Source organism: Paenibacillus sp. P13VS (assembly GCF_015143645.1).
Taxonomy (GTDB): domain Bacteria; phylum Bacillota; class Bacilli; order Paenibacillales; family Paenibacillaceae; genus Paenibacillus; species Paenibacillus xylanilyticus_A.
In genome coordinates, this window is the sequence record NZ_WYEV01000007.1 from 121,184 (window position 1) to 143,670 (window position 22,487).

Genomic DNA, 22,487 nt, shown 5'->3' on the forward strand with positions numbered 1-22,487 from the left:
TTGTCTCCCCCTCAATCTTCCCTTACTGCTGCGTGTGAAGGCTCCAGATAACCCAAATAGGTTTCCAAGATGGCATGCAGCTCAGCTAATCCCCGCTGGTCTTGTTCTTCCTGCAGCAAAAGCTTTATGCGGTTTGTACTTTCGCGAAGCCTGTCCAGCAGGAGCCCATCAATTTGATACTTGACTGCCATAGCCCCACATGCCCGCATATCTGGCTCCGGCTGGCCAATCAGGTTCCGCTCATCGGCTGTACCTTGCTTGTATATATGCCAGAAGGCATAGCTATGAGTGAATTTCTTCGCGTCATTCATTCGCTGCAGCTCTTCCACAACGGTCTCGCACAAGCTGAATTCAGCAAGAAGACTCTCCCATAGCTTCTGATCCTTTGATCCAATCATGTCCGCAAAAGAAAGAAACAGCTGCATCTTCAGCTGTACCGTTTCATGCAAGTATTCTTCAGCCGAAACGAGAAGCTTTTTCATCCGATCATACAGCGTCATCTTGCGTACGTTGACTTCAGATACGGCACCGCTGAGCTTGCCGATCATCTCAATGCGACCCGCATGGGCAAGCAGCTGATAAAAGCGACTGCTCAAGTAATCACCAGCAAGAACGTTCAACTGGCGTGAGCGCATCTCCTGCTCTTTCCGATCCCCGGAGATCGTATCGATTCGATCATGCGTATCCATGGCCAGCTGAACGAGCGAGGTAGCCAGAGCATAGAGCTCATCATGCTCCTTTTCATCTGTACGGCCCACAAACGCCTGCAGCAGACGAGCCCGGCTATCCGGAAACGGTGGTATTTCCGTATGTTGTCGAATCATGTCGTAATCCGTATATTTTTTTGCTAGTTGGGGTACGCGATATGAATTCATTCTCAGCCTCCGAGCCTTTGCATTGTTAAACCATTTCTGCACTACAATCTTATATATTATAGCATATGTTGAACAGACACGCACTGAATCCTGCTATTCTATTACCCTTCGTTCAACAATTCGAATTGCTTCTTCCACAGATCGGTCTCCATGATGTGAAACCATTCTTTTATTTCACCGGATAGGACGGGGCTTTTCCAATTTCGAAGTGCTTCAATTGCATCTGTTGGCCACTCATTTCTTCGTATATCAGCAGCGAGCAGCAGATGTCTTTTGTGCAGCCACTCATCTTCTGCCATGACACGAAGCAGTATTTGCTCAACGTTATCAAGACCATGAAATCCAAGCTCGGCCACCGTTGCCATATTGTCATAGATTTCGGTGTAACTTGTCCCGGTACCTGTCACCTTCAGATCCAGTTTCAAAATGGACTGCTTCCACTCCACTTTTGCAATCGGTGTAGTCAAATGCATGGAGCTCAGCACGTCCACCAAATTCTCGTCAGACAGTTCCAGCTTTTGCTCAGCTGCAGATACCGGCTGTACCCGCTCTCCGCCCAATGTTCGCATATGTAAGGTTTGCACAGCAACCAACAGGAAAACTGCTGCAACCGTTGCCAGCAGCGAAGCCGTCACGATCATCCGCGGTTTCATAAATGCCTCCCTGCCTTTACATGTTAGTGTAGTCTGTCCGGTAAAGGCTCATACCTCATTGTACAATGAAAAAAAGCAGGCTATGCCTGCAATTTTTCGTTCATACCCAAAGTATTGGCTCTACCCCAATCCACTTCGTGAACAGGCAGGAGATTTCCGTAAAACGACGCTTAGCTCTGATGCAACAGATGCTTAACTCGTCTTTTATTCTGATTCTATTTGGCCATGCTTTGTAATCATGGTAGCCTTGCCGCGGATTTTGATCGCGGAAGTATGATTCGTAAATTGGGCAATCATGACTTCACCTTTGTCCAGCTTCTCGGTATGATGAAAACGCGTGTCCTGTCCTCGCGTCAAACCGATCACCTGAACTCCGTTTTCCTCTGCCTTAATGACAATGTAATCACTGCCGGTTGGATGGTCCATTACGTAACGTCCCCTCTCCTAATTGTTCAATAGCGTTAATGATGATTAAGATTGATTCATTTGTCAACTGAGTTTTGCTTGTAAAGCTGCAATAATCTATGGGAACCGGGTCATACTACTGGTACATTCCATAGAAAGGAGCCTCTGCATGAAGTACACCCCTGCAACCTTGACAGACGAGCACATTCATCAGCTACAGGACATTGAACAGCACCTTTCGGAATCAGCAGGAGAAGATCTGATATTGATCGCTTACAGCAAGCAACCGGACGACCCTGAGGACGCAAAAAACAGCGAGGCACATCATTAGAAGACAAAAGAAAAGGCCGTGAACGAGTCACGGTCCTTTCTTTGACATATGGAATATGTAGAAATCTTATTTAATTCCGTCTTTGAGCGCTTTACCTGGTTTGAATGCAGGAATTTTGCTCGCAGGAATTTCGATTTCTTCACCTGTTTGCGGGTTACGTCCTTTGCGTGCAGAACGCTCGCGAACTTCGAAGTTCCCAAAACCAACCAATTGTACTTTGTCTCCGCTTTGAAGAGCCTCAGAGATTGCTTCGAATACGGCATCAACCGCTTTCGTTACATCCTTTTTGGACAATTCAGTCGCTTCGGACACGTGTGTAATCAAGTCTGATTTGTTCATTTGTTTTCACCTCCTGAATCAATGTCCTGAATGTTATACTGTGTTTCCGTTTTAAAGCGAAATATACGTTCATACGCAAAAAATCTACGTACATCTTGAGCGTGATGAACACAATTCTCCGCCTGCGGTCAACAGTCATTTCCGGCAGAATGCCGCCTGAAACCAAGCGCGTTTCAGACGCGGAACAAATTTTATACTAATACAGACAGCACACAATTTCAAGTGCGGTTGCGGTTTAGCACGTAAAATGTCACTGCCAGGGCAAGCACGAGCACGCCACCTTTTACAATGTCATGAGTAAAATACTGAACATTCATCATGGTTAAACCGTTCACCAGTACCCCAATCAGGACCGAACCAATGAAGGTTCCGATAACATTTGGTTTACCCGCTCCGAAGACTGAGAACCCTACAAACACAGCTGCCACAGATTCCATTAACAACGGAGAACCTGCATCAATCTGTCCTGATCCGACTTTGGAGGCGTAGATAATGCCCCCGATTGCAGCAAACACGCCAGCAGCCACATAAGCAAGCGTCCGCACCTTTTTCACCTTAATTCCAGACAAACGCGCCGCCTCTTCATTGCCTCCGGTAACGTACATCTGGCGTCCGTATTTCGTATACGTCAAAAAGATATGAACACCAATGACTGCAATGAGAAGCAGGATTACCGATATAGGCATGCCGAGCCATTTCCCCTGACCAATCAGCAAGAACGTAGGATCCATCTCTCCGGCTGCCTTGCTGCCATCAGGAAATTGCATATGATTATAAATCGTGTACCCTTGCGCGTACGTTTTGTGAATACCTCCGATAATGTACATGGTCGCCAGCGTGGCGAGCAGATCAGGAATGCGCAGTTTTACAATCAACAAAGCATTCAGGAGACCAATGACTGCACCGATCACGAGCGGAACAATAATAACAACAGCGAGCGGCTGCTGATACCAGATCATTAACGAGGCGGTTACAACGGTCGTCAATGAGACGGTAGCCCCCACCGAGAGATCGAAACCATCCACAATGAGAGATAACGTTACACCGATAGCAACAAAGGTCACAATCGATATCGATCCCAGAATGTCAGTCAGATTACTGTAGGTAAAAAAGTAAGGCAATTTGATGCCAAAAAAAGCAATAACTCCGATAATAACAATAATCGCCCCGTAACGGAACGCAAAATCCATAGATTTGTCCTTCATACCTGCACCTCTTGTCCACCGCTTGCATAGTATAGCAGCTGTTCTTGGTTAGTCTCGCCACGCTTGAATTCTTTTACGATTTTCCCTTCACACATCACTGCAATGCGGTCTCCTATACCGAGCCCCTCGTCCAGTTCACATGTGAAATAGATGACCGCCTTGCCTGCCAAAGCCAGCTCGTTAATGATACGGAAGATGTCACTTTTGGCTCCAATATCCACGCCCTTGGTAGGTTCATCAAATATAAAGACATCAGCATCCGCATTCAGCCATTTGCCAATAGCAACTTTCTGCTGGTTACCTCCACTCAGATACTTCACTTCCTGGCGTACCGAAGATGTTTTAATGCCAAGCTGTTGAACCAGTGATTCCGCGTTCTCCCGCTCCTTCTTGCGACTCACGAATCCGAATGTACTAAGACGTCCGAGCAAGGGAAGGCTCAAATTCCGTTCCACATTTTCCTGAATGAGAATCCCCTGCTTGCGACGTTCCTCGGGTACGGAAACGATGCCTGAAGCTGCAGCATCCGCGGGCTGAGCGAAGCGAAGCGGTTTATCGTTTAAACGAATATCCCCTTTCTCCAGCTGATCTGCTCCAATCAGAAGACGGGAGCATTCCGTTTTGCCGGCACCGACCAGACCGACTACAGCCAGCACCTCACCACGGCGTACAGACAAATCAACCCCCTTGACCTTGATCCCCCGGTGCAGTCCACGTGCTTCGAAGATTATCTCGCCTATAGGTGCTTCCGTCTTCGGAAATTCCTCTTCAAATGGTTTGCCCAGCATTTGTGTGACCAGATCATTGACAGTTAATCCACGCGCCTCACCCGTAAATACATGCTGCCCGTCCCTCATGACGGTCACTCGATCACAATGTCCAGTCACCTCAGCAAGCCGGTGGGTTATAAAAATGCAAGCTACTCCCCGTTCTTTTAACAGATGAACAATCCGAAAAAAGGCATCGGTTTCTTCCTGGCTCAGCGGAGCCGTCGGTTCATCAAAAATAATGACCTTGGCATCCTGAATCAGGATACGTGCCAGCAGAATCATCTGTTTCTCTGCAAGTGTAAGGTCTGCTACCTTTTTCTGAACGGCAATGTCTGCTCCCAATTCTTTGAGTGCCTCAAGAGCACGCTGCTGGAGCTTACGCGGGCTTTTCCACCATCCACCAACCGGAGAAGCCAGCTGGTCCAGCATAATGTTCTCAGCAGCCGTCAGCTGCGGTACCAGGGCAGCATCGACCTCCTGATAGACACAGTGAATCCCGTTTGCCTTAGCGTCCCCCGGTGAATTCAGACGTAGATGCTGATCATTTAAACGAATCTGGCCCTGATCCAGTTGGTAGGCACCCGACAGAATTTTCATCAAGGTACTTTTTCCTGCTCCATTGGCGCCAAGCAAGGCATGAATCTCTCCACCTTTTACAGAGAAATCAACGTCTTTCAGCGCAGGAACGCCTGCAAACTGCTTATGAATATGTTCCATTTGAAGCAAAATCGGTGCAGTTGTCATGATGTAGACCTCCAATCCCTCCTCAGGGAGTCATGCTATCCTACGATTCTTTTGTTTTACAGATCTGCCTGCGAAAAAAGCGCACCTTGCGGCGCGCCTTCTAACGCTGCTTTATTTAGCAGTGATTCCGTATTCCGCCATCCAATCCTTGATGCCCTGTGTACTTCCTCCCCAACCCTCAACATATTGGGACAATTCCGAAGTAGAGATTTGGTTCTCAGGAAGCGCTTCGCGTTGAACATATACCGGATTAAGGACCACCTGATCTTCAGTCTCATCGCCGTTCAGTTTCTGATAAGCGTAACGTACCTGAACACGTCCAATATCTGTCGGGTCTACTGCTGCAGAAGCAACCCAAGGATTTTTCGGATCCTGAATCATTTGCAAATCCTCATCACTCATATCGATACCGTAAACTTTAATTTCGTCACGACCCGCTTGCTGGATTGCACGTGCAGCCCCTTTGGCAAACTCATCCCACGCAGCCCACACGGCTGTGATTTCGCCTTTCGGATATTGTTTCAGGATCGCTTCCATCTTGGCTTGCGTATCCAGAGCCGGGTTTTGAGCTGAGCCAAATGTGGCAATCTCCTTGATGTCTGTATTCTCCTTCATGAATTCGCCGTAGGCAATCTGGCGACGTTCCATAGGAGCGAATCCGGCCACCCATACTTTCACGATATTCCCCTGGCCGTTAATATCCTTTTTCATTTGTTCCAGTGTAAGTTCAGCCATCTTCTGGTCGTCCTGAGACAGTACAGTTGCCCCTGGTACTTGGATAGCAGCGTCGAAGACTACTACCGGAATGTTTTGTTCTACTGCTTTTTTCACACCCGGTTCCAGAAGCGAGTCCCCGTGATCCGTTAAGATTGCATCGAACTTCTGGTTAATTGCGCTGTCCAGCAATGAAACCATTTTGGCTTTATCATTATCAGCGACAAATGTAGTTAGCTCACCGCCGAATTTTTCAATTTCCTCTTTTACGCCTTGAACATACTGCTGTGAGAATGTTCCCGTGTTAAATTCCATGATTAGGGCAATTCGTTTACCACTAAGCGGGCCCGTCACCGCCTCCGTCTTGGGCTTGTCCTCTGATGCTCCGGAAGCTGGAGCTGCTGCCGGTTCTTTTTTGATCCCGCAAGCGGACAGTGCCAATGTAAATACAAGCAGAACACTTAACCATACCCATTTCGTATCTTTCTTTTTCATCTCTGTCTCCCCCTATTCGTGCACTCTCAGTGACCTTAATCACAATAGTTGAATATTAATATAAAGGCTAATCCCTAGTATGTAAATAGGTTTTAACAATTTAAAGCTAAAACTCGCTAAGTTTTTCGCAAGACATGTAGTATGCATCCAGTAGTACCATTTATATGAAATTAAATCATACAGCAAAAAGACCACAAGGATAGCCTTGTGGTCTTTTGTCTTACAGAATGATGGCAATCAAGCCGCCTGAACCTTCGTTGATGATCCGTCCCAATGTCTCCTGCAATTTGTACCTTGCATTGTCCGGCATCATGGCGATCTTGCCCTGAATTCCTTCCCGCACAATGGAATGCAGTGAACGACCAAACATGTCTGAATCCCATACCTTGATTGGGTCGTTCTCGAAGTCCTGCATCAGGTACCTCACCAGTTCCTCACTTTGCTTCTCCGTACCGATAATCGGTGCGAATTCGGACTCGACATCGACCCGGATCATGTGGATGGAAGGTGCAGTTGCTTTCAAACGCACACCGAATTTGGTGCCTTGGCGAATGAGCTCTGGTTCATCCAATGCCATCTCAGCAAGCGAAGGTGCCGCAATGCCGTATCCGGTCGTTTTGACCATCTCCAAGGCTTCAGCGAAGCGGTCATATTCCCGCTTGGCATGGGAGAATTCCTGCATCAGCTGCAGCAGATGATCCTTGCCTCTGATTTCAATGCCGACCACTTCCACGAGGATCTGATCGTATAATTCATCAGGTGCGTACAGATCAATTTCGGCCACACCCTGGCCCATGTTCATGCCGCTGAGTCCTGCGCGGTCAATGAACTCATACTCCATGAACTGGGACACAACCCGGTCCACGTCACGCAGTCTACGAATGTCCTTCACCGTGTCGCGCACGGAATTTTCGTAGTTGTTACGCAGCCAGTGGTTTTCATTGAGGACCATAACCCAGCTCGGCAGATTCACATTCACCTCATGAACTGGGAACTCATACAGGACTTCACGCAGCACGCCTGTCACATCATCTTCCGTCATTGTGGCCGCGCTTAATGTCATTACCGGAATATCATATTTAGCTGCCAATTCGCTTCGCAATTGAAGAGCCTCTTCACTGCGAGGACGGGTAGAGTTGATGATCAGTACGAACGGTTTGCCAACCTCTTTCAGTTCGGCAATGACTCGTTCTTCGGATTCCACGTAGGAACTACGGGCAATTTCGGCAATCGTGCCGTCTGTGGTAACCACCACACCCAATGTGGAATGCTCCTGAATGACTTTGCGCGTGCCAATCTCCGCTGCTTCCTGGAACGGGATCGGCTCTTCGAACCACGGTGTGGAGATCATGCGTGGACCATTTTCATCCTCATAGCCCTTCGCACCCTCCACAGCGTACCCTACACAATCCACCAAACGTACATTAACATCGAGCCCTTCAGCCACTTTGATCTGGACTGCGTTATTCGGTACGAATTTTGGCTCGGTGGTCATAATCGTTTTGCCTGCTGCACTCTGTGGAAGTTCATCCACTGCACGGGCACGATCGGCCTCGCTTGCGATGTTAGGCAGTACGATCGTTTCCATGAATCGTTTAATAAATGTTGATTTCCCCGTCCGGACTGCGCCGACAACCCCGAGATAGATATCCCCTCCGGTCCGCTCAGCTATGTCCTTAAAAATGTCCACTTTCTCCAATGAAATCCCCTCCCTAAATTACTCCGAAGGAAAAATGCTAAAGAGCATCCGCTTCGTTTTTTCAATCAGAAGACTGAAATCCCTGCAACGGTAGAGCCGCCTTTGTGAGTGCCCGGAAGTCGTCCGCCGCCGAACGTTGCATTCTGATGAAACCGGCGAAAGCGGCGTTAACTCGTACATGCAATTGGACTAGTATCATCTTATGTATCCGTATGCAGCAATATGACGCGTTTTTTTGTTTTTTTCTCAGGTCTTCAGCTCCGGGAAGTTGCTCCGCTCTCGGACTGCGCGTCATTATTTCAATCTACTTTATGAACACCAGGCCGCAATTATGCTGGTTTCATTCATTTCTATTTGGGGTACCGGACACTCGGAGTTAGAGGTATACTGTGAAGGAAACATCGTTTTAGAGCCGAGCTGAGTTCGATTGAAAACGAGATGAGAAAGGTGAGATGAGCATGGCACAGATTAAAGTATTCGGCATGCGTGAACAGTTAAATCCAATGAAAGTACAGCTTTCTATCGTGATTCATTCCGTTCTGATGGATGTGCTGGGACTGCCAGAGAACAAAAAATTCCAACGTTATTTCCCCATGGATGCAGAGGACTTTCAGTACCCGCCAGATCGATCAGCAGCATACACCATTATTGAAATCAGCATGTTCGAAGGAAGATCCATGGAAACAAAGAAAGATTTAATCCAGCAATTATATAAACAAATACATGAAAAACTCCTGTTATCTGTCCATGATTTGGAGATCACCATTTTCGAGACACCACGTGCTCACTGGGGCATTCGTGGATTGCCAGGCGATGAACTTGAGTTGAACTACAACGTTGAGGTCTGACGTATTACCTAATCCGCTTCTTTGAAGTTCCTGAGAACGTAATGCAAATATAAAAAAGAGATACTCCTTGATGAGAAGTATCTCTTTTTTGATGCATTTCATCTATGGTTTGTCTTGTGCCACTGGGGCATTATTCTCCCAAGTATAACTAACCGATTTTACAGGAACGAAATAGGAGTGCTCCAGCAAATACTCGCGCACATCTTTCCCCTCCACAGGAGAACGATCTGATTTTTCTACTGCCTGCATGATATCGAAGGCATAATCTACGTACACCTTACCTTCACCGTCCATGATAAATGGTAACTCCTGACCCGAATATACACTGTTTAAAGTAACCTCTGTAGCACCTGCCTGAGCGGCTTGTTTCATATCTACAGCATACAGACCGGTGTACATTTCCTCCCCGGCGGGCAGTTTGCCGTTATGTACTGATTTATACTGGTTAACCATGCGCTGTACATCATTGACCTTCTGTACCGTTTGCAAGTCCATTACTTTTACATTGGGTGCTGTCTCTTCATTTTGAATAAGGAAGTAAGCGCTCCCACCACTTTCAAAAGCCGTACCCGGAATCTCGTCCAAATAACCTTGCTGTTTCAGCTTCGACAGATCCACTCTGAATTTTTCATATTTTGGTGTATCCATTTCCGCATTAATCATGGGCAGAATCCCCTGATCCTTCTGAAATGCCTCTACAGCACTCTGTATCCGGTTCACACTCTCCCTGTATGCTATCTTGGGGTCATCGTTACCTTGGGACGGATACATGCAGCCACTTAATGCAGCAACCATTAAAATGAAGAGAAGGCAGCGGACTCCCTGAATCCAGTACCTCCGCCCCGAACTAATGAAGAGTTTATCTTTGTTTTCGTTCATCCGCATCCTCCTTGAATCTGAAGAGTCCAACGGGAAAACCCATTCCCAATTGAGCTCCATTCAGGTTAGTTTCAGAACCAGTCGTCATTCTCCTGCTGCTGGCGTTCCAACTGCTTACGGATTGCCGCTTTGAGCGGATCCTCCGGAACATGAACAGACACGGATCCCCTCACCTTGGCCTGACAAGCAAGACGAGTTCCTGCTTCCAGCAGGGAACCCAGTTTCCGTTGTTCAGCATCTGTAGGAGGGTGCAGAGCCTGCAGCTGATCACTATCTACTTTGACTTTGCACATTAGACAAGCGGCTTTTCCATCGCAACGGGTTGCAATCTTCACTCCTGCACGGCGTGCGGCACTCAGCAGGTTCACTCCCGCTTTTAGGCGAATGCTCTTATTTTGCGGTAAAAATGTAATCGTGTGCTCCATCCTCTTGCCTCCCCACCTATGAAGTCCATGTAAAACCAACCAACGCTTCTACCTCAGCGGAGAATCGGCTTGTCCACACATTATGCTTGCCCAATGAAGCCAGTAAGGGCTGATGAAGCTGTGGATCCTTCCGGATTGCTTCGGCAATAGCCTCATATCGGTCAGCTCGACCTCTCAGCAGATTAAAAAGCAGCTCATGAGCGAGGGGCATCAATCTTAACGTGTAAGAACCTATTTGAGCCTGAGGCGCATGATGAATCAGCAGTTGTTCAATCTCAATCCGGTACCAGCTCTGCCTGGACCATACTTCAAAGCCACCTACGAGTTCAAGCGCACACTCTCCGACTTGATAATGACTTAGCAATGAAGCATATGGCCCTGTTCGATCGATCACCGGTTCATCCAGGGCAATTCCTGGGGCAGCATGATGCAGCCCACGTGCAGCAGCCAGATCGGCGTACACGTCAATATCTCTGGGAGCCTGCTGCAACTCGACCTGCTGCAGCAGGAGTCCACAGCTTCCCCCAAGAAGCCAAGTATAAGGTACTGTATTCCAGGTTTTTGCCGTTTCCAGCAACGCAGCGTGCAATTCCGGATAGCGCTCTGTAAGGCCCTCTGTTCCATGTGGTCCCAACCGGCTCACCTTCCCTTCATCCGTTTTCATTGTGTCAGTTCTATGGTGTACTTATGCGGATGTTAAGCTGCACGCAAGAATAAGATCAAGTAAGCGATGCAATTCCGCCGAAAAAACCAATAAGCATAATCAGAAACGCGATTAATGACAGAATCCCTCGCACGAAGCCCTTGGTTTTGGCTCTCGCGAAGGTTATCAGGAATACAGACAATCCCATAATCAGAATTGCAACCAATGACAGCCACATCTTGTCCATTGCGCTCATAATCCAGCAGTCTCCCCTTCAATCCGTTATTCATCACTGACACGGTGACAATTGAAATTATTATAACATGAAATTCAGAGGACTTTTCCAAAAAAAAGACAAAAAGAAAGCCAGCCTTAGCTGACTCATCTTTTTGTCTTGCTTGCCCACGTTATAGAAGCAAAAACGATCTATTATTTTTTCATCATCATTTTCATTAATGATTCCATGCTGTTTGGATTCAGTCCACTTTTTTTGACCGCACTTACAATATCCTGAACCGTATCCTCAGATACCGGAACTTTCGCCATGGCGGATACTTGTTTAATCAATTGGCGCAACTGAGCTTCATTTTGCATGGTGGACGGTTTTACTGTGCTCGCCAATTTCTTGACAGCACCTTCTGTAATTGTTTTGCCCGTTTTTTTATTGATCGCTTTTAGTGCATCCTTAGAAATGTTGTTACCCATTCGTCTCCCCTCCTCCGGCAATACTCATGTGTATAGTATGAGTGTACCGATGAAAAGGTGAATGAGCTTCTTAATTTCTGGTGAGTAAAGCAATGGAGATTCAGGAGTGCCACTGTTCCCATGTTTCCAGTTTCATAACTTCCATTTCGGTCTTTGGGTCTCGGCCCATAAGTGCCTCAACCGCATCACGCGGCTCACGATCCTGAAAGAGAACATGGTAGAGTTGATCCGCAATCGGCATTTGCACCCCGTATTTCTGGGAGATAAAATAGGCTGCTTTTGTCGTACGAATTCCTTCTACGACCATTCCCATGGAATTCAGCACATCCTCCAGCTTTTGTCCTTGTCCCAGCATGGAACCGGCCCGCCAGTTCCGGCTATGTTGACTTGTTGCCGTAACGACCAAATCACCGATTCCTGCGAGGCCCGCAAACGTAAGCGGGTTTGCTCCCATCTCCACGCCAATCCGGGTGATCTCTGCCAAGCCACGAGTCAATAGAGCAGCTTTTGCATTATCTCCGAAGTTCAGGCCGTCCGACATCCCAGCACCAAGTGCGATAATATTCTTGAAGGCTCCTGCCAGCTCCACACCAAGCATATCCCGATTCGTATATACACGGAAATAGGCATTCATGAATAATGCCTGAGCAGCATCTGCTGCGGCCTTGTCCAGTGAAGCCACAACGACCGTTGTAGGACAGCGCTTGACCACTTCCTCCGCATGACTCGGACCCGAAAGTACAACGATATTCCCTTCTTCGCATTCAAGTTCCTCGGAGATCACCGTCGACATCCGTTTGAGGCTTTCCGTTTCAAATCCCTTGGTTGCATGGATTATTAACATGTCTGGCGTATAATACGCCTTGAGTTGGTTGACTACCGAACGCATGGCTGAGGAAGGCGCAACAATCAAAACGTCCGAAGCCCCTTGAACGGCATCCCCCATGTTAGTCGTTGCCTGAATGCGAGGTGATAACTCTGCACCAGGTAGAAAACGACTGTTCCGATGCTGGTTGTTAATTTCGGCGGCCTGCTCTTCACCACGTGTCCACATCGTCACTTCCAGCCCATTGGCGGCCAGCACACTTGCGAGAGCGGTCCCCCAACTGCCTGCGACCAGGACGGCAACTTTTTTAGACAACGCGTTTTCCACCCCCAGGTTTATTAGCTCCTAATTTATTTTCCTGTCCTCTGGCAAGCTTCGCAATGTTGGTGCGATGTCTCCAAAAAGCAAACAGACAAATAATCAGACTTCCCCAGAACAGATTCATGGAATATCCCGGGAACACAAGGATGAAGATTGGTGTTAATGCTACAAAAATTAGAGAACCGAGCGAAACATAACGTGTCAAAACGATGGACAGGATTGCAAAAATTCCGGCAGAAACTGCAGGAACGAATGCAAGAGTGGCGAGTACGCCAATTGCTGTTGCAATTCCTTTTCCCCCACGGAATCGGAAGTAGAGCGGCCAGTTATGTCCTGCAATCGCTGCAACACCGCAAATTGCAGGAATCCACTCGGAGCCGTCACTGAACCAAACTCCAATCCATACAGCCGCAATACCTTTAAGTACATCCAACAGCAGCACAAGAATAGCCGGTCCTTTACCCAATATCCGCAATGTATTGGTAGCGCCTGCGTTTCCGCTGCCATGCTGACGAATGTCGATCCCCCGTATTGCCTTTGCAAGGAGGACACTAAAGCTGATTGAACCGAGCAGATAGCTCAGTACAATCGCTGCGATTGGTAAAATCACAAACTTCTCCCCTAACCTTCGTCGGACTTCCTCCGAGTAAATATGCGAATTGGCGTACCTTCAAAATCAAACGCTCCACGGATTTTATTCTCCAGGTAACGCTCATAAGAGAAGTGCATCAATTCCGGATCGTTTACAAAAATAACCATGGTCGGCGGTTTGACAGCAACCTGTGTCACGTAGTTAATCCGCATTCTGCGTCCTTTGTCTGTAGGCGGTGGATTAATAGCCACGGCATCAGATACAACATCATTAAGCAAATGCGTCTGAACACGCATAGCATGCTGCTGAGCTACACGAGTTACCACAGGAAGCAATTTTTGTAAGCGTTGTTTTGTTTTGGCTGACAAAAAGACTACGGGAGCATAAGTCATAAACAGGAAGTGATCCCGAATTTTTTTCTCAAACTCATTCATCGTTTTATCTGTTTTATCCACCACGTCCCATTTATTCACAACGAACAGGGAAGCTTTACCGGCTTCAAAGGCATAACCTGCAATGTGCTTGTCCTGTTCAATGATGCCTTCCTCGCCGTTAATAACGATCAAAACGACATCAGCACGTTCAATGGCACGCATAGCACGCATAACACTGTATTTCTCAGTAGTTTCATACACTTTACCACGTTTACGCATACCTGCTGTATCAATCAGCACATAACGCTGCCCATCCTTTTCGAACGGGGTATCGATGGCATCGCGCGTCGTTCCGGCTACATCACTTACAATGACGCGTTCCTCACCCAAGATGGCATTCACCAATGAAGATTTACCCACGTTTGGACGTCCGATTAGAGCAACACGGATGACGTCTTCATCATATGTTTCTTCTTCAAGCTCAGGCAATTTTTCAACAATCGCATCCAGCAAATCACCAATACCCGTACCATGACTTCCGGATACACCGATGGGATCTCCGAATCCAAATCCATAAAACTCGTAAATGAGCTCACTGCGCCCAATATTATCCACTTTGTTAACGGCTACAACAATGGGCTTGCCTGAGCGGTACAACATCTCTGCGACTTCTTCGTCAGATTGCGTAATCCCTGCTTTTGCATCACACATGAATACAATAACATCCGCTTCTTCAATGGCGAGCTCTGCCTGCATCCGAATTGATTTAAGAATGACATCCTCGCCGTCGATTTCGATACCACCTGTATCGATAATACTGAATGGTTTACCGTTCCATTCACCGATTCCGTAGATCCGGTCACGGGTAATACCCGGCTTGTCTTCCACAATGGCCAGTCTGTCGCCGATAATCCGATTAAAAATAGTGGATTTACCCACGTTCGGTCGCCCGACAATTGCCACAACGGGTCTTGCCATACATTCCACTCCTCCTGTCCATACTTACGTTACTCATCATAGCAAAAAACACATGTCTTGGCTAACCTTTCATGCCAAGAATGCTCACAATAACAACAATCGGCGAACCCGCTGGGGCTCGCCGATCTTGCTTTTATTGTTCAGCAAAATATGCAGTATAACTTAGAACCATGCATGAATAACTTATTTGAATTTGCTGAGTTTGTCACCGAAACGTTCGCCGAGTGTGATGCTCATACCTTGATTGCTCAAGGAAACGTTCGGGTTGTTGATTTCTTCACGCGGAGCGTTGTTTCTAGCAGGTCTTTCAGCCTTTGGCGCTTGGGCAGGAGCTTCTTCTGTTTCTTTGATGCTCAGGCTTACACGTTGCTCAGCAGGGTTCATGTCGAGAATCTTAACTTGAACTTCCTGACCTTCTTTCAATACTTCGTGTGGAGTACCGATGTGTTTGTGGGAAATTTGTGAAATGTGCACAAGTCCCTCAACACCAGGAGCAATTTCAACAAATGCTCCGAAATCAACCAGACGCTTAACAACACCTGTTACGATATCGCTAGTGTTGAATTTCTCGCCAGCTGTTTCCCAAGGTCCTGGTTGAACAGCTTTCATGCTCAGGCTGATTTTGCCTTTTTCAGGGTCAACTTTCAGCACTTTAACGCTGACTTTGTCACCTTCGGAAAGCACATCGGATGGTTTGTCCACATGCGTCCAAGCGAGCTCGGAAACGTGCACCAGACCGTCAACTCCGCCTACATCAACGAATGCTCCGAATTGAGTCAAACGTTGTACTGTACCTTCGATAACTTGTCCTTCTTGCAGACCAGCCATAACCTCAGCTTTGTTAGCTTCGAATTCTTGCTCCAGAACGTCTTTTTGGGAAAGGATCACTTTGTTGTTCTCACGATCGATCTCTTTCACTTTAACGCGCAGTGTGCGTCCTTTGTAGTCGCTGAAGTCTTCTACGAAATGGCGCTCAACCATGGAAGCCGGGATAAATCCGCGTACGCCCACGTCTGCTACCAGACCGCCTTTTACAACGTCAGCTACAACAACTTCGAATACATCTTGGTCTTCAAAGTGCTTTTGCAATTGATCCCAAGCGTTTTCGCTGTCGATTGCACGTTTGGACAGAACGAGTTTTTCTTTCTCGTCGTCGATGCTAAGTACTTTAGCTTCAACTTCTTGTCCAACTTCTACTGCATCAGACGCGCTGTCAACATGCAATGAGGACAGTTCGCGAATTGGAATTACACCGTCATATTTATATCCAATGCTCACATAGGCTTGGTTATCTTCCAATTTGACGATGGTTCCTTTTACAGTATCTCCTTTTTTCAAGGAAACGAATTGATCCAACTCATCTTGGGTTGCTTCTTGATTTTTCATTTCTTCCGACATGTCAAATACCCTCCTCAATTCAAAAACCCCATTATATTCAAACCTGCCTGTAGCAGAGTTCAAAACACTTTCAACGCTGAATGGCTCGGATTAGTTTCCCTCAAAAATATGGAAATAATGCATTCAGACTTTCGGTGAAGAGCAAATTATTTGCTCGGTACACCTGTTTTCACCATCTCATTAATTTTGGACATAATCTTTTCAGTTGCTCTTTCTAGTGCATCACCAGAAGGATCTTCCTTAAACTCGTCCAAATTCACCGGTGCTCCATACACCACTTTCATCTTACGAAACAGCTTGTAGTTGCCGATAATAGCAGTAGGGATAACGGTAGCACCACTCCGAAGAGCAAAGCTCGCTGCACCTTTTTTGCCGATGCCTCCATCGTTGTGCCGACTCCCGGATGGGAAAATGCCGAGCACTTCACCATTGCGCAAAATGTTTAGTGAAGTTTTGATGGATTCCTTGCTAACGCCTCCACGCTTAACGGGAAACGCGCCCACAGCCTTAATGATCTTCCCAAGTACCGGAACATCAAACAATTCACTTTTGGCCATGAAACGTACCTGCCGGCGAATTTTAATACCTACCGTTGGAGGATCAAAGTTACTGATATGATTGGAACATAAAAGTACGCCGCCCTCTTGGGGGATATTCTCCCGTCCAACTGCTTCCAGGCGGAAAAGAATGGTGTAAATGATCCGCAGTACTGTGCTGCAAAATGTGTAAATCATAGACCAACCTCTCCTCTGACCATTGTGCAATAAGATACGATTTTGTCAACCACTTCATGAATACTCATCTTGGTTGTATCAAGAACAGTTGCGTCCTCGGCACAGCGAAGTGGGGATATTTCCCGCTCTTCATCCAATTTGTCACGTGTGGCTATGTCTCGCTCTAATTGCTTCAACGTCAGTCCTTCAGAGGGGTCCAGTTCTTTGAAGCGGCGAAGTGCGCGCTCTTCCACACTGGCAGTCATGAAGATTTTCACTTCCGCATCGGGCAATACTGTCGTTCCGATATCGCGTCCATCCATGACGACGCCCTTGCGCAAAGCCATTTGCCGCTGAGTATCCACTAATTGCGAACGCAGCCCCTCGATTTGCGCATATCGGGACACGATCCCCGTAACTTCACGGGAGCGGATTTCCAAGGTTACATCTTCCCCGTTACAGAACACTTTCTGTCCGCCCGGGTCCGGCTGTAAATCAATGACCAGTTTGTGGGCTTCTTGAAGTACCTCTGATACATTATCCGGAGAAATCCCTTTCCGAATCATGTGTAGGGTAACCGCACGGTACATTGCGCCAGTATCGACGTAAATATAACCGAGCGCCTCTGCAACCAATCGGGCCACGGTACTTTTCCCGGCACCGGCAGGTCCGTCAATTGCAACGTTCATCTTCCCGTTCTCTGATGTGTTCTGGCTTGCCAACGGGGCATTCCTCCTCAAACGATAAGCCTCAATAAAAAAACAGGCATTGCCTGCATCGTGAAAATTATACCACACTATACACATGGATGCAAAAACAGCCAATTCATTGATGTTCCCTTTTCGTTGAAAGTTCCATATGAATTGGTGTCCCCTCCATTCGGTCTATCCGGGTCACATTTTGTTTGAAATATGGAACCTGAAGCAGCATTTGGTATACCACCAACAACAAAAATAAAACGGCAATAAGCTGAAAAAGTCTTCTTTCCATTCGTTTGGAGAACACGTAATACAGACGCTCATATCTTCGGGATGTACGTCGGTGATTGATACCCAAGCACCTCCGTTTTTCCCCTTACGTTTCCCGCCATATTTCCTTTTTATTCAAAAAACCTGCTCTTACTTCGTACGATAATCCAGCTGCCGTTCAAAGCAAAACTTAATGATTTTTTGCCGCTCCGAGTCTGTGATCTGTGTAAATTTCAACATGCAGAGCTGTCTTCCCGACTCGAGGGTTTTAATGCGAACCACTTCAGCTTCGAAAGCCACATGCTCAATCGTTGAATTCCGATAAGGAACGAGCAGCCAGCAGTTCAACTTTTGCCCCTCCGCTATCGGGAAGTTGGGTTCTCCGTATATGGACAATCCCCCGCCACCTATATCCTCGGTCAATCCTACCGCACGAGTCAGATCTTCTGCTTGAATGGCTAGTTCAAGATTCGCATGAACACGCAGGAAGCTGCGTCGTTGTATTTTCGAGATATCATCAGGCAGCGGTTTGCGTATACGCACAAGCCTTACCACATCTTCTTCAAATCCGGTTACGTACGTATTGAAATAATGTCTGACGCCATCTTCGGTAATATAAGAGATGGACAGTTCTTCGCCGAAATACAATCTTTTCAAACGACTGCTACCTTGCTGCATCGGTACTTCAATCAAAAAACTGTGATCATCCATGTCTGCTATACGGGATTTGTATTCCTTGCTCTCTTCTTTTTCATCTGCTGAGGCAATTTGGATGTGTAAAATTTCATTAATTTTCGGATACAAGCTCTTCACCGCCACCTTACTATTCATCATCGTATGTACAAGGACTATTATACCATGACCTTTCTCATAGCGGATAACAAAAAACAGACCACGAAGTGGTCTGTTTGGTAAAATTCTTGAGTTTCGTTTTCCGTTTAAATTCTAGGAAGTCGCATTCACAGGTTTAATTTCTTCAACTGCTTCTTCGACTCCTGTATTCGCGTTGATATAAATTCGGTATTTCGTCCCGTTGATGCGTCCACCGAATTCATAACATAATACTTCCTTGCTGTAATCATTCTTAATTAATGACTTACGTGCATAGGTCTCCTTAAATTCAGGATTAAGCTTTTTGCGAGCCTGTGCTTCGGTAAGAGCCGCTTTTGGTATTTGCCGTTGTTTCTGATGCTCATAGACATAATCGCTTGCCTGGAAGCCAGTAACGTCTCCTGTGTCCAGACCGACGCGTACGGACATTTTCTCCGGATAAAGCAGGGTATCCCCTTGTTTGCGCACATACGTTAAATTTGCTAAATTACCATACTCATCGTAGTTTACTGCTTTCATATCTTTGTAGCCCTTATTGACAAGAAATTGATCCGCTTTGGCCATCGCATCTGAACGTGAGACCTTTTTCGCGCCAATCGGTCTAGTATCGCTGTATGAAATCAGCATGCCCCCATTGCGGGTAAAATCCATCATCAGCTTGCTTTCTTTGCCTTGATTGATTGTAGCGGTATAGGACTCCCAGTCCGTACCTTTACCATTCTCCTGAATCTGGATCTTGCTGCTGTCCGCATTTGAAAATTTCGCAGCTTTACTTTGAATTTGTTCTTTTGACACCGGAATACCATCCAGCTTTTTGACTGAACGCTTTGCATAAATGCTGGATACCGAAGGGCCCCAATCCAGTTCAGGATACTCCTGTACTTTTTTGTTCACTGTGCGAAATCCATCGACAATGGTGTTATCCATCGTTTCTTCTTCTGTCGCCATAGCCGTCTCAGCATCCATCCAGCGCAAGCGGTCCGAAAGTACTTTTTGCTGGACTTCCTGTAGGTTTTTAGTGATCTCGGAGGAATTCTGGTACAGCCTTTTCAGGTTGCCCACTTCCTTCTCACTTAGTGGTTCATTGGTTAAATCACGCATGGATGCCTGATAAGCAAAGTTTGAGATACGAGAAAGAAATTCCTCCGTCTCGTTAAAAGGCAGCATGGTTAGTGGCAGTTGGTTAATCTCATTTTGCGCCTCGCTGGTAAGCCGCCACACATTCATCAGACCTTTACGGTGCATGCCTTGGGAAGTGGAGTTGACAGCCAGTGTATTACCGATTTCAGAGTGCAGCTTGTCCATATGGAAAGACAAATCATGAAACGCACGCTGATACTGATTCTCCGCTTTGATCAAAATCGCATTTTTCTCCTGGTTCTCCTGGTATCCCCACACTAGGGCACCGATCAGCAGTACTGCAAATATCGGAAACATGACTGAACTTAAACGTTTATACATCGGTAGAGTCTCCTTTCATCTGAACCACTATCTATATTGTGGATCGAAGAAAGTCCTCTTATGCATCGGTTTTCCAGTTGGCACAATGTTTGACTCTTTACGAGCTGTTTAATTCATTTGAATCCAAGACGTACCGCCATCTTCCTCAATCTCAAATTGATCCCGATTATCACACAGACACTGCTTGAATCCGGTCTCAATTCGCCCTCTTTCTTTTTTGCCGCGCAGCGTAAACCGCTCTCCGCACTGTTTGCATCTGATTTTTATTTTTATCCTCATTACGCTGTCCCCGTTTCTGTTGTTCATTCCCCGGGGATTCTTTAGGTCGAAAACAAAAAAAACACACCGGGCATCAGGCGCAGTACGCGCTCCATGTCCACCAGTGTGTCCGTATTTCTATAATTTAACCTCTTCCTCCCGTTTCACAAATCGAAAAGGAGAGCGGTTATTCGCCCGTGTAATTTTGCCCATGGCTCCATACCACAATCCCGCCATTAACGGTGCTATGAACCACAGCCAGTAGTTTACCATTGTGTTCATGATGACATCGTACAGTGCATGCCAGAAAAACGGAAGCAACAGCGATAGCATCAGGAACCAACGTTTTTTCTTGCCATCCGTAAACTTGGCCCGCCCCATGTAATATCCCATAATTACCGCAAACATGGCGTGTCCTGACACAGGAAGTAATGCACGGAGAAACATAGCTGAGACGGAGGCATTCCCCGCAAAGGCATACAATACATTCTCCACCGTTGCAAAACCAAGCGAAACAGCAACAGCGTAAAGAATACCGTCATATGGCTCATCAAACTCCGTGTGATTATAAATGATGTGGTATAACACAAACCATTTAACGAATTCCTCAACCCCGCCGGAAATGAGAATAGACTCAACGTAAGGGTTATCCCCGAGCCACAGCATCATACCTCGCTGAATGATCATCACAGGCAACACCATCAAAATACCCATGACGAATACTCTCAGTACCATATGAAGTGGCTCGGAATCATAACGGTCTTTCAGATAAAAATATGTTAACAAGGCGAGACCCGGAGCTACTGCTGCCGCTAAAACCGAAAACAAAAGCACCGAAATTCCCTCCTCTGACTAAGACGCGTTTGCAATTGAATTTAATCCTGACGTTTGAAATGGGTGCAGATCACTTCAATGGCCTGTTCAGGCATAATCACTTTACCGTATTCTTCCATTACCGCTGGCGTAACCGAAGAACCCTCACCAAATTCAGCAAGCAGTGCGATTAGAGCAGCATGTTTGGTGCTATCGACTTCGTCCGGTTCCAGATGCAGGAACCACTTATCTTTATAGGAATAGAGTCTTCCCGCATTGGTAACATGTTCGCGCAGCATATGTGCAGCCTCAATCAAGATTTCAAAATCCTTAAAGGCATATACAATGGAATCGCTCTGCTCCAGTGTAACTTCCATCTCGTATACTTCTTCAGGCAGATCATCCTCATGACCGGAACCATATTGTTGCGGATCATATTTCCCACGCGTAACAATGACCACCATTCCTTGAGCGGGAAGTGCGAATACTTCGACAGCAAGCGGACCTGTAGCATCGAACCCAAGTTCGGAATATGCCTGATCCATCATTTCAGTGAACAGTTCATGAACTTTAGGTATTTCCTGCCACATATCTTCTTTTTGTATTCCGCGCTCGCTCAGATCGTCAAAGGTCAGGAAAATCCGTATCTTATCGTGACTTAATCGTTCTATTTTCATACAGGATCTCCCCTTTATAAGCAAGTCTTATAACAGATTATGAAGCACAAAACAATATGTGCTGAAAATAAATCTATGTAGTTATGTTATCATTTTATACCTGCAAATGCACGAAGTAAAATCGACAAAAAAAGAATCAATCCACATCAAACAAGACTGTGGTTGATTCTATCCAGTAGTTTTGGTTTATAAACCAGGTACTGTTGTGTTCGTTTGAGTCAAAATTTGCTCAACTTCACGTTTAACATCCGGATTGGTGCGAATAAAATCTTTAAGCATGTTCATGTTTTCTTCTTTTTCCTGCGGGGTAATGGCTCTTGCTGTCTTTTTCAATGCACTTTTGTGGGATTCACCATGCTCATTATTCTTAGGGCTGAATCCATCCATGCCTGGAAAAGTCATTTCCATCATCTTGTGCTTGGCTTGACCCATCATGTTGCCGGATGAGAGTGAAGACAACATGGGAATTTTGCCCTTGGACAGATATGAACTGGCAGCAACACCAACTACAATCCCCCAAAAAAAGGATGACGCCTTCATTACACCA

Annotated in this window: 27 protein-coding genes; 2 read left to right on the forward strand and 25 right to left on the reverse strand. The window is 46.5% G+C overall.

Going from position 1 to position 22,487, the window contains the following annotated elements; genetic code table 11:
• Window positions 1-11: 11 nt before the first annotated feature.
• The 3 genes from GUA98_RS18715 to mtrB all read right to left on the reverse strand — a co-directional run bounded on the left by GUA98_RS18715 (window position 12) and on the right by mtrB (window position 1,954).
• Window positions 12-875, reverse strand: a complete 864-nt coding sequence (locus GUA98_RS18715; RefSeq protein ID WP_095292876.1) for a heptaprenyl diphosphate synthase component 1 — start codon at window positions 873-875, stop codon at window positions 12-14.
• 101 nt (window positions 876-976) lie between these two features.
• Complete coding sequence (locus tag GUA98_RS18720) at window positions 977-1,528, reverse strand: hypothetical protein (RefSeq protein ID WP_153979189.1); 552 nt, start codon at window positions 1,526-1,528, stop codon at window positions 977-979.
• A gap of 204 nt (window positions 1,529-1,732) precedes the next feature.
• Window positions 1,733-1,954 carry a trp RNA-binding attenuation protein MtrB gene (gene mtrB, locus GUA98_RS18725; protein ID WP_095292880.1) on the reverse strand — a complete coding sequence of 74 codons (222 nt, stop codon included), beginning with the start codon at window positions 1,952-1,954 and terminating at the stop codon, window positions 1,733-1,735.
• A gap of 148 nt (window positions 1,955-2,102) precedes the next feature.
• Between mtrB and GUA98_RS18730 the strand changes: the two genes are divergently transcribed.
• Window positions 2,103-2,264 carry a hypothetical protein gene (locus GUA98_RS18730; RefSeq protein ID WP_153979190.1) on the forward strand — a complete coding sequence of 54 codons (162 nt, stop codon included), beginning with the start codon at window positions 2,103-2,105 and terminating at the stop codon, window positions 2,262-2,264.
• A 66-nt stretch (window positions 2,265-2,330) separates the two neighbouring features.
• Here GUA98_RS18730 and GUA98_RS18735 read toward each other — a convergent pair whose 3' ends face one another.
• The 5 genes from GUA98_RS18735 to spoIVA form a co-directional block, all read right to left on the reverse strand.
• Window positions 2,331-2,603 (reverse strand): HU family DNA-binding protein, encoded by a 273-nt coding sequence (locus GUA98_RS18735; protein WP_024630670.1) that lies wholly within the window; start codon window positions 2,601-2,603, stop codon window positions 2,331-2,333.
• Window positions 2,604-2,821: 218 nt separating this feature from the next.
• On the reverse strand, window positions 2,822-3,808 hold the full coding sequence (locus GUA98_RS18740) for an ABC transporter permease (RefSeq protein WP_154895605.1): 987 nt from the start codon (window positions 3,806-3,808) through the stop codon (window positions 2,822-2,824).
• On the reverse strand, window positions 3,805-5,322 hold the full coding sequence (locus tag GUA98_RS18745; RefSeq protein ID WP_193724090.1) for a sugar ABC transporter ATP-binding protein: 1,518 nt from the start codon (window positions 5,320-5,322) through the stop codon (window positions 3,805-3,807). The genes GUA98_RS18740 and GUA98_RS18745 overlap by 4 nt, the downstream gene beginning before the upstream one ends.
• Window positions 5,323-5,433: 111 nt before the next feature.
• Window positions 5,434-6,531 carry a sugar ABC transporter substrate-binding protein gene (locus GUA98_RS18750; protein WP_153979193.1) on the reverse strand — a complete coding sequence of 366 codons (1,098 nt, stop codon included), beginning with the start codon at window positions 6,529-6,531 and terminating at the stop codon, window positions 5,434-5,436.
• Between the two features lie 220 nt (window positions 6,532-6,751).
• A complete protein-coding gene (gene spoIVA, locus GUA98_RS18755) occupies window positions 6,752-8,230 on the reverse strand; it encodes a stage IV sporulation protein A (RefSeq protein WP_193724091.1) in 1,479 nt (492 codons plus the stop codon).
• Between the two features lie 458 nt (window positions 8,231-8,688).
• Here spoIVA and GUA98_RS18760 point away from each other — a divergent pair, with 458 nt between their 5' ends.
• Complete coding sequence (locus GUA98_RS18760; RefSeq protein WP_193724092.1) at window positions 8,689-9,078, forward strand: tautomerase family protein; 390 nt, start codon at window positions 8,689-8,691, stop codon at window positions 9,076-9,078.
• 102 nt (window positions 9,079-9,180) lie between these two features.
• Here GUA98_RS18760 and GUA98_RS18765 read toward each other — a convergent pair whose 3' ends face one another.
• The 17 genes from GUA98_RS18765 to GUA98_RS18845 all read right to left on the reverse strand — a co-directional run bounded on the left by GUA98_RS18765 (window position 9,181) and on the right by GUA98_RS18845 (window position 22,480).
• A complete protein-coding gene (locus GUA98_RS18765; protein WP_227779815.1) occupies window positions 9,181-9,957 on the reverse strand; it encodes a DUF3939 domain-containing protein in 777 nt (258 codons plus the stop codon).
• Between the two features lie 71 nt (window positions 9,958-10,028).
• Window positions 10,029-10,382 carry a 2Fe-2S iron-sulfur cluster-binding protein gene (locus GUA98_RS18770; protein WP_193724093.1) on the reverse strand — a complete coding sequence of 118 codons (354 nt, stop codon included), beginning with the start codon at window positions 10,380-10,382 and terminating at the stop codon, window positions 10,029-10,031.
• A gap of 16 nt (window positions 10,383-10,398) precedes the next feature.
• Entirely contained in the window at window positions 10,399-11,046 is a 648-nt protein-coding gene (locus tag GUA98_RS18775) for a hypothetical protein (RefSeq protein WP_227779817.1), read from the reverse strand.
• 55 nt (window positions 11,047-11,101) lie between these two features.
• On the reverse strand, window positions 11,102-11,281 hold the full coding sequence (locus GUA98_RS18780; RefSeq protein WP_095292896.1) for a DUF2768 family protein: 180 nt from the start codon (window positions 11,279-11,281) through the stop codon (window positions 11,102-11,104).
• A gap of 173 nt (window positions 11,282-11,454) precedes the next feature.
• Window positions 11,455-11,730 carry a stage VI sporulation protein F gene (locus GUA98_RS18785; RefSeq protein ID WP_056696692.1) on the reverse strand — a complete coding sequence of 92 codons (276 nt, stop codon included), beginning with the start codon at window positions 11,728-11,730 and terminating at the stop codon, window positions 11,455-11,457.
• A 100-nt stretch (window positions 11,731-11,830) separates the two neighbouring features.
• Complete coding sequence (locus GUA98_RS18790) at window positions 11,831-12,871, reverse strand: NAD(P)H-dependent glycerol-3-phosphate dehydrogenase (RefSeq protein WP_193724094.1); 1,041 nt, start codon at window positions 12,869-12,871, stop codon at window positions 11,831-11,833.
• A complete protein-coding gene (gene plsY / locus GUA98_RS18795; RefSeq protein ID WP_153979197.1) occupies window positions 12,864-13,487 on the reverse strand; it encodes a glycerol-3-phosphate 1-O-acyltransferase PlsY in 624 nt (207 codons plus the stop codon). Before plsY ends, GUA98_RS18790 begins: the two co-directional genes overlap by 8 nt.
• Window positions 13,488-13,498: 11 nt before the next feature.
• Window positions 13,499-14,821, reverse strand: coding sequence for a ribosome biogenesis GTPase Der (gene der / locus GUA98_RS18800; RefSeq protein ID WP_153979198.1), 1,323 nt, complete (start codon window positions 14,819-14,821; stop codon window positions 13,499-13,501).
• A gap of 183 nt (window positions 14,822-15,004) precedes the next feature.
• Entirely contained in the window at window positions 15,005-16,219 is a 1,215-nt protein-coding gene (gene rpsA, locus GUA98_RS18805; RefSeq protein WP_095292903.1) for a 30S ribosomal protein S1, read from the reverse strand.
• Between the two features lie 146 nt (window positions 16,220-16,365).
• Complete coding sequence (locus GUA98_RS18810) at window positions 16,366-16,953, reverse strand: lysophospholipid acyltransferase family protein (protein ID WP_127540251.1); 588 nt, start codon at window positions 16,951-16,953, stop codon at window positions 16,366-16,368.
• The gene (cmk, locus tag GUA98_RS18815) at window positions 16,950-17,654 is read right to left on the reverse strand and encodes a (d)CMP kinase (protein WP_153979199.1); all 705 of its coding nucleotides are present in this window, start codon (window positions 17,652-17,654) and stop codon (window positions 16,950-16,952) included. The genes GUA98_RS18810 and cmk overlap by 4 nt, the downstream gene beginning before the upstream one ends.
• Before the next feature lie 396 nt (window positions 17,655-18,050).
• Window positions 18,051-18,704 carry a flagellar brake protein gene (locus GUA98_RS18820; RefSeq protein ID WP_095292911.1) on the reverse strand — a complete coding sequence of 218 codons (654 nt, stop codon included), beginning with the start codon at window positions 18,702-18,704 and terminating at the stop codon, window positions 18,051-18,053.
• Window positions 18,705-18,845: 141 nt separating this feature from the next.
• A complete protein-coding gene (ypeB, locus tag GUA98_RS18825) occupies window positions 18,846-20,192 on the reverse strand; it encodes a germination protein YpeB (RefSeq protein ID WP_153979201.1) in 1,347 nt (448 codons plus the stop codon).
• Window positions 20,193-20,300: 108 nt separating this feature from the next.
• A complete protein-coding gene (locus tag GUA98_RS18830; RefSeq protein ID WP_164764345.1) occupies window positions 20,301-20,471 on the reverse strand; it encodes a hypothetical protein in 171 nt (56 codons plus the stop codon).
• A 117-nt stretch (window positions 20,472-20,588) separates the two neighbouring features.
• The gene (prsW, locus tag GUA98_RS18835; RefSeq protein ID WP_095361943.1) at window positions 20,589-21,284 is read right to left on the reverse strand and encodes a glutamic-type intramembrane protease PrsW; all 696 of its coding nucleotides are present in this window, start codon (window positions 21,282-21,284) and stop codon (window positions 20,589-20,591) included.
• A gap of 41 nt (window positions 21,285-21,325) precedes the next feature.
• Entirely contained in the window at window positions 21,326-21,940 is a 615-nt protein-coding gene (locus GUA98_RS18840; protein ID WP_153979202.1) for a genetic competence negative regulator, read from the reverse strand.
• A gap of 186 nt (window positions 21,941-22,126) precedes the next feature.
• Window positions 22,127-22,480, reverse strand: coding sequence for a hypothetical protein (locus GUA98_RS18845; RefSeq protein WP_095292919.1), 354 nt, complete (start codon window positions 22,478-22,480; stop codon window positions 22,127-22,129).
• Window positions 22,481-22,487 lie beyond the last annotated feature (7 nt).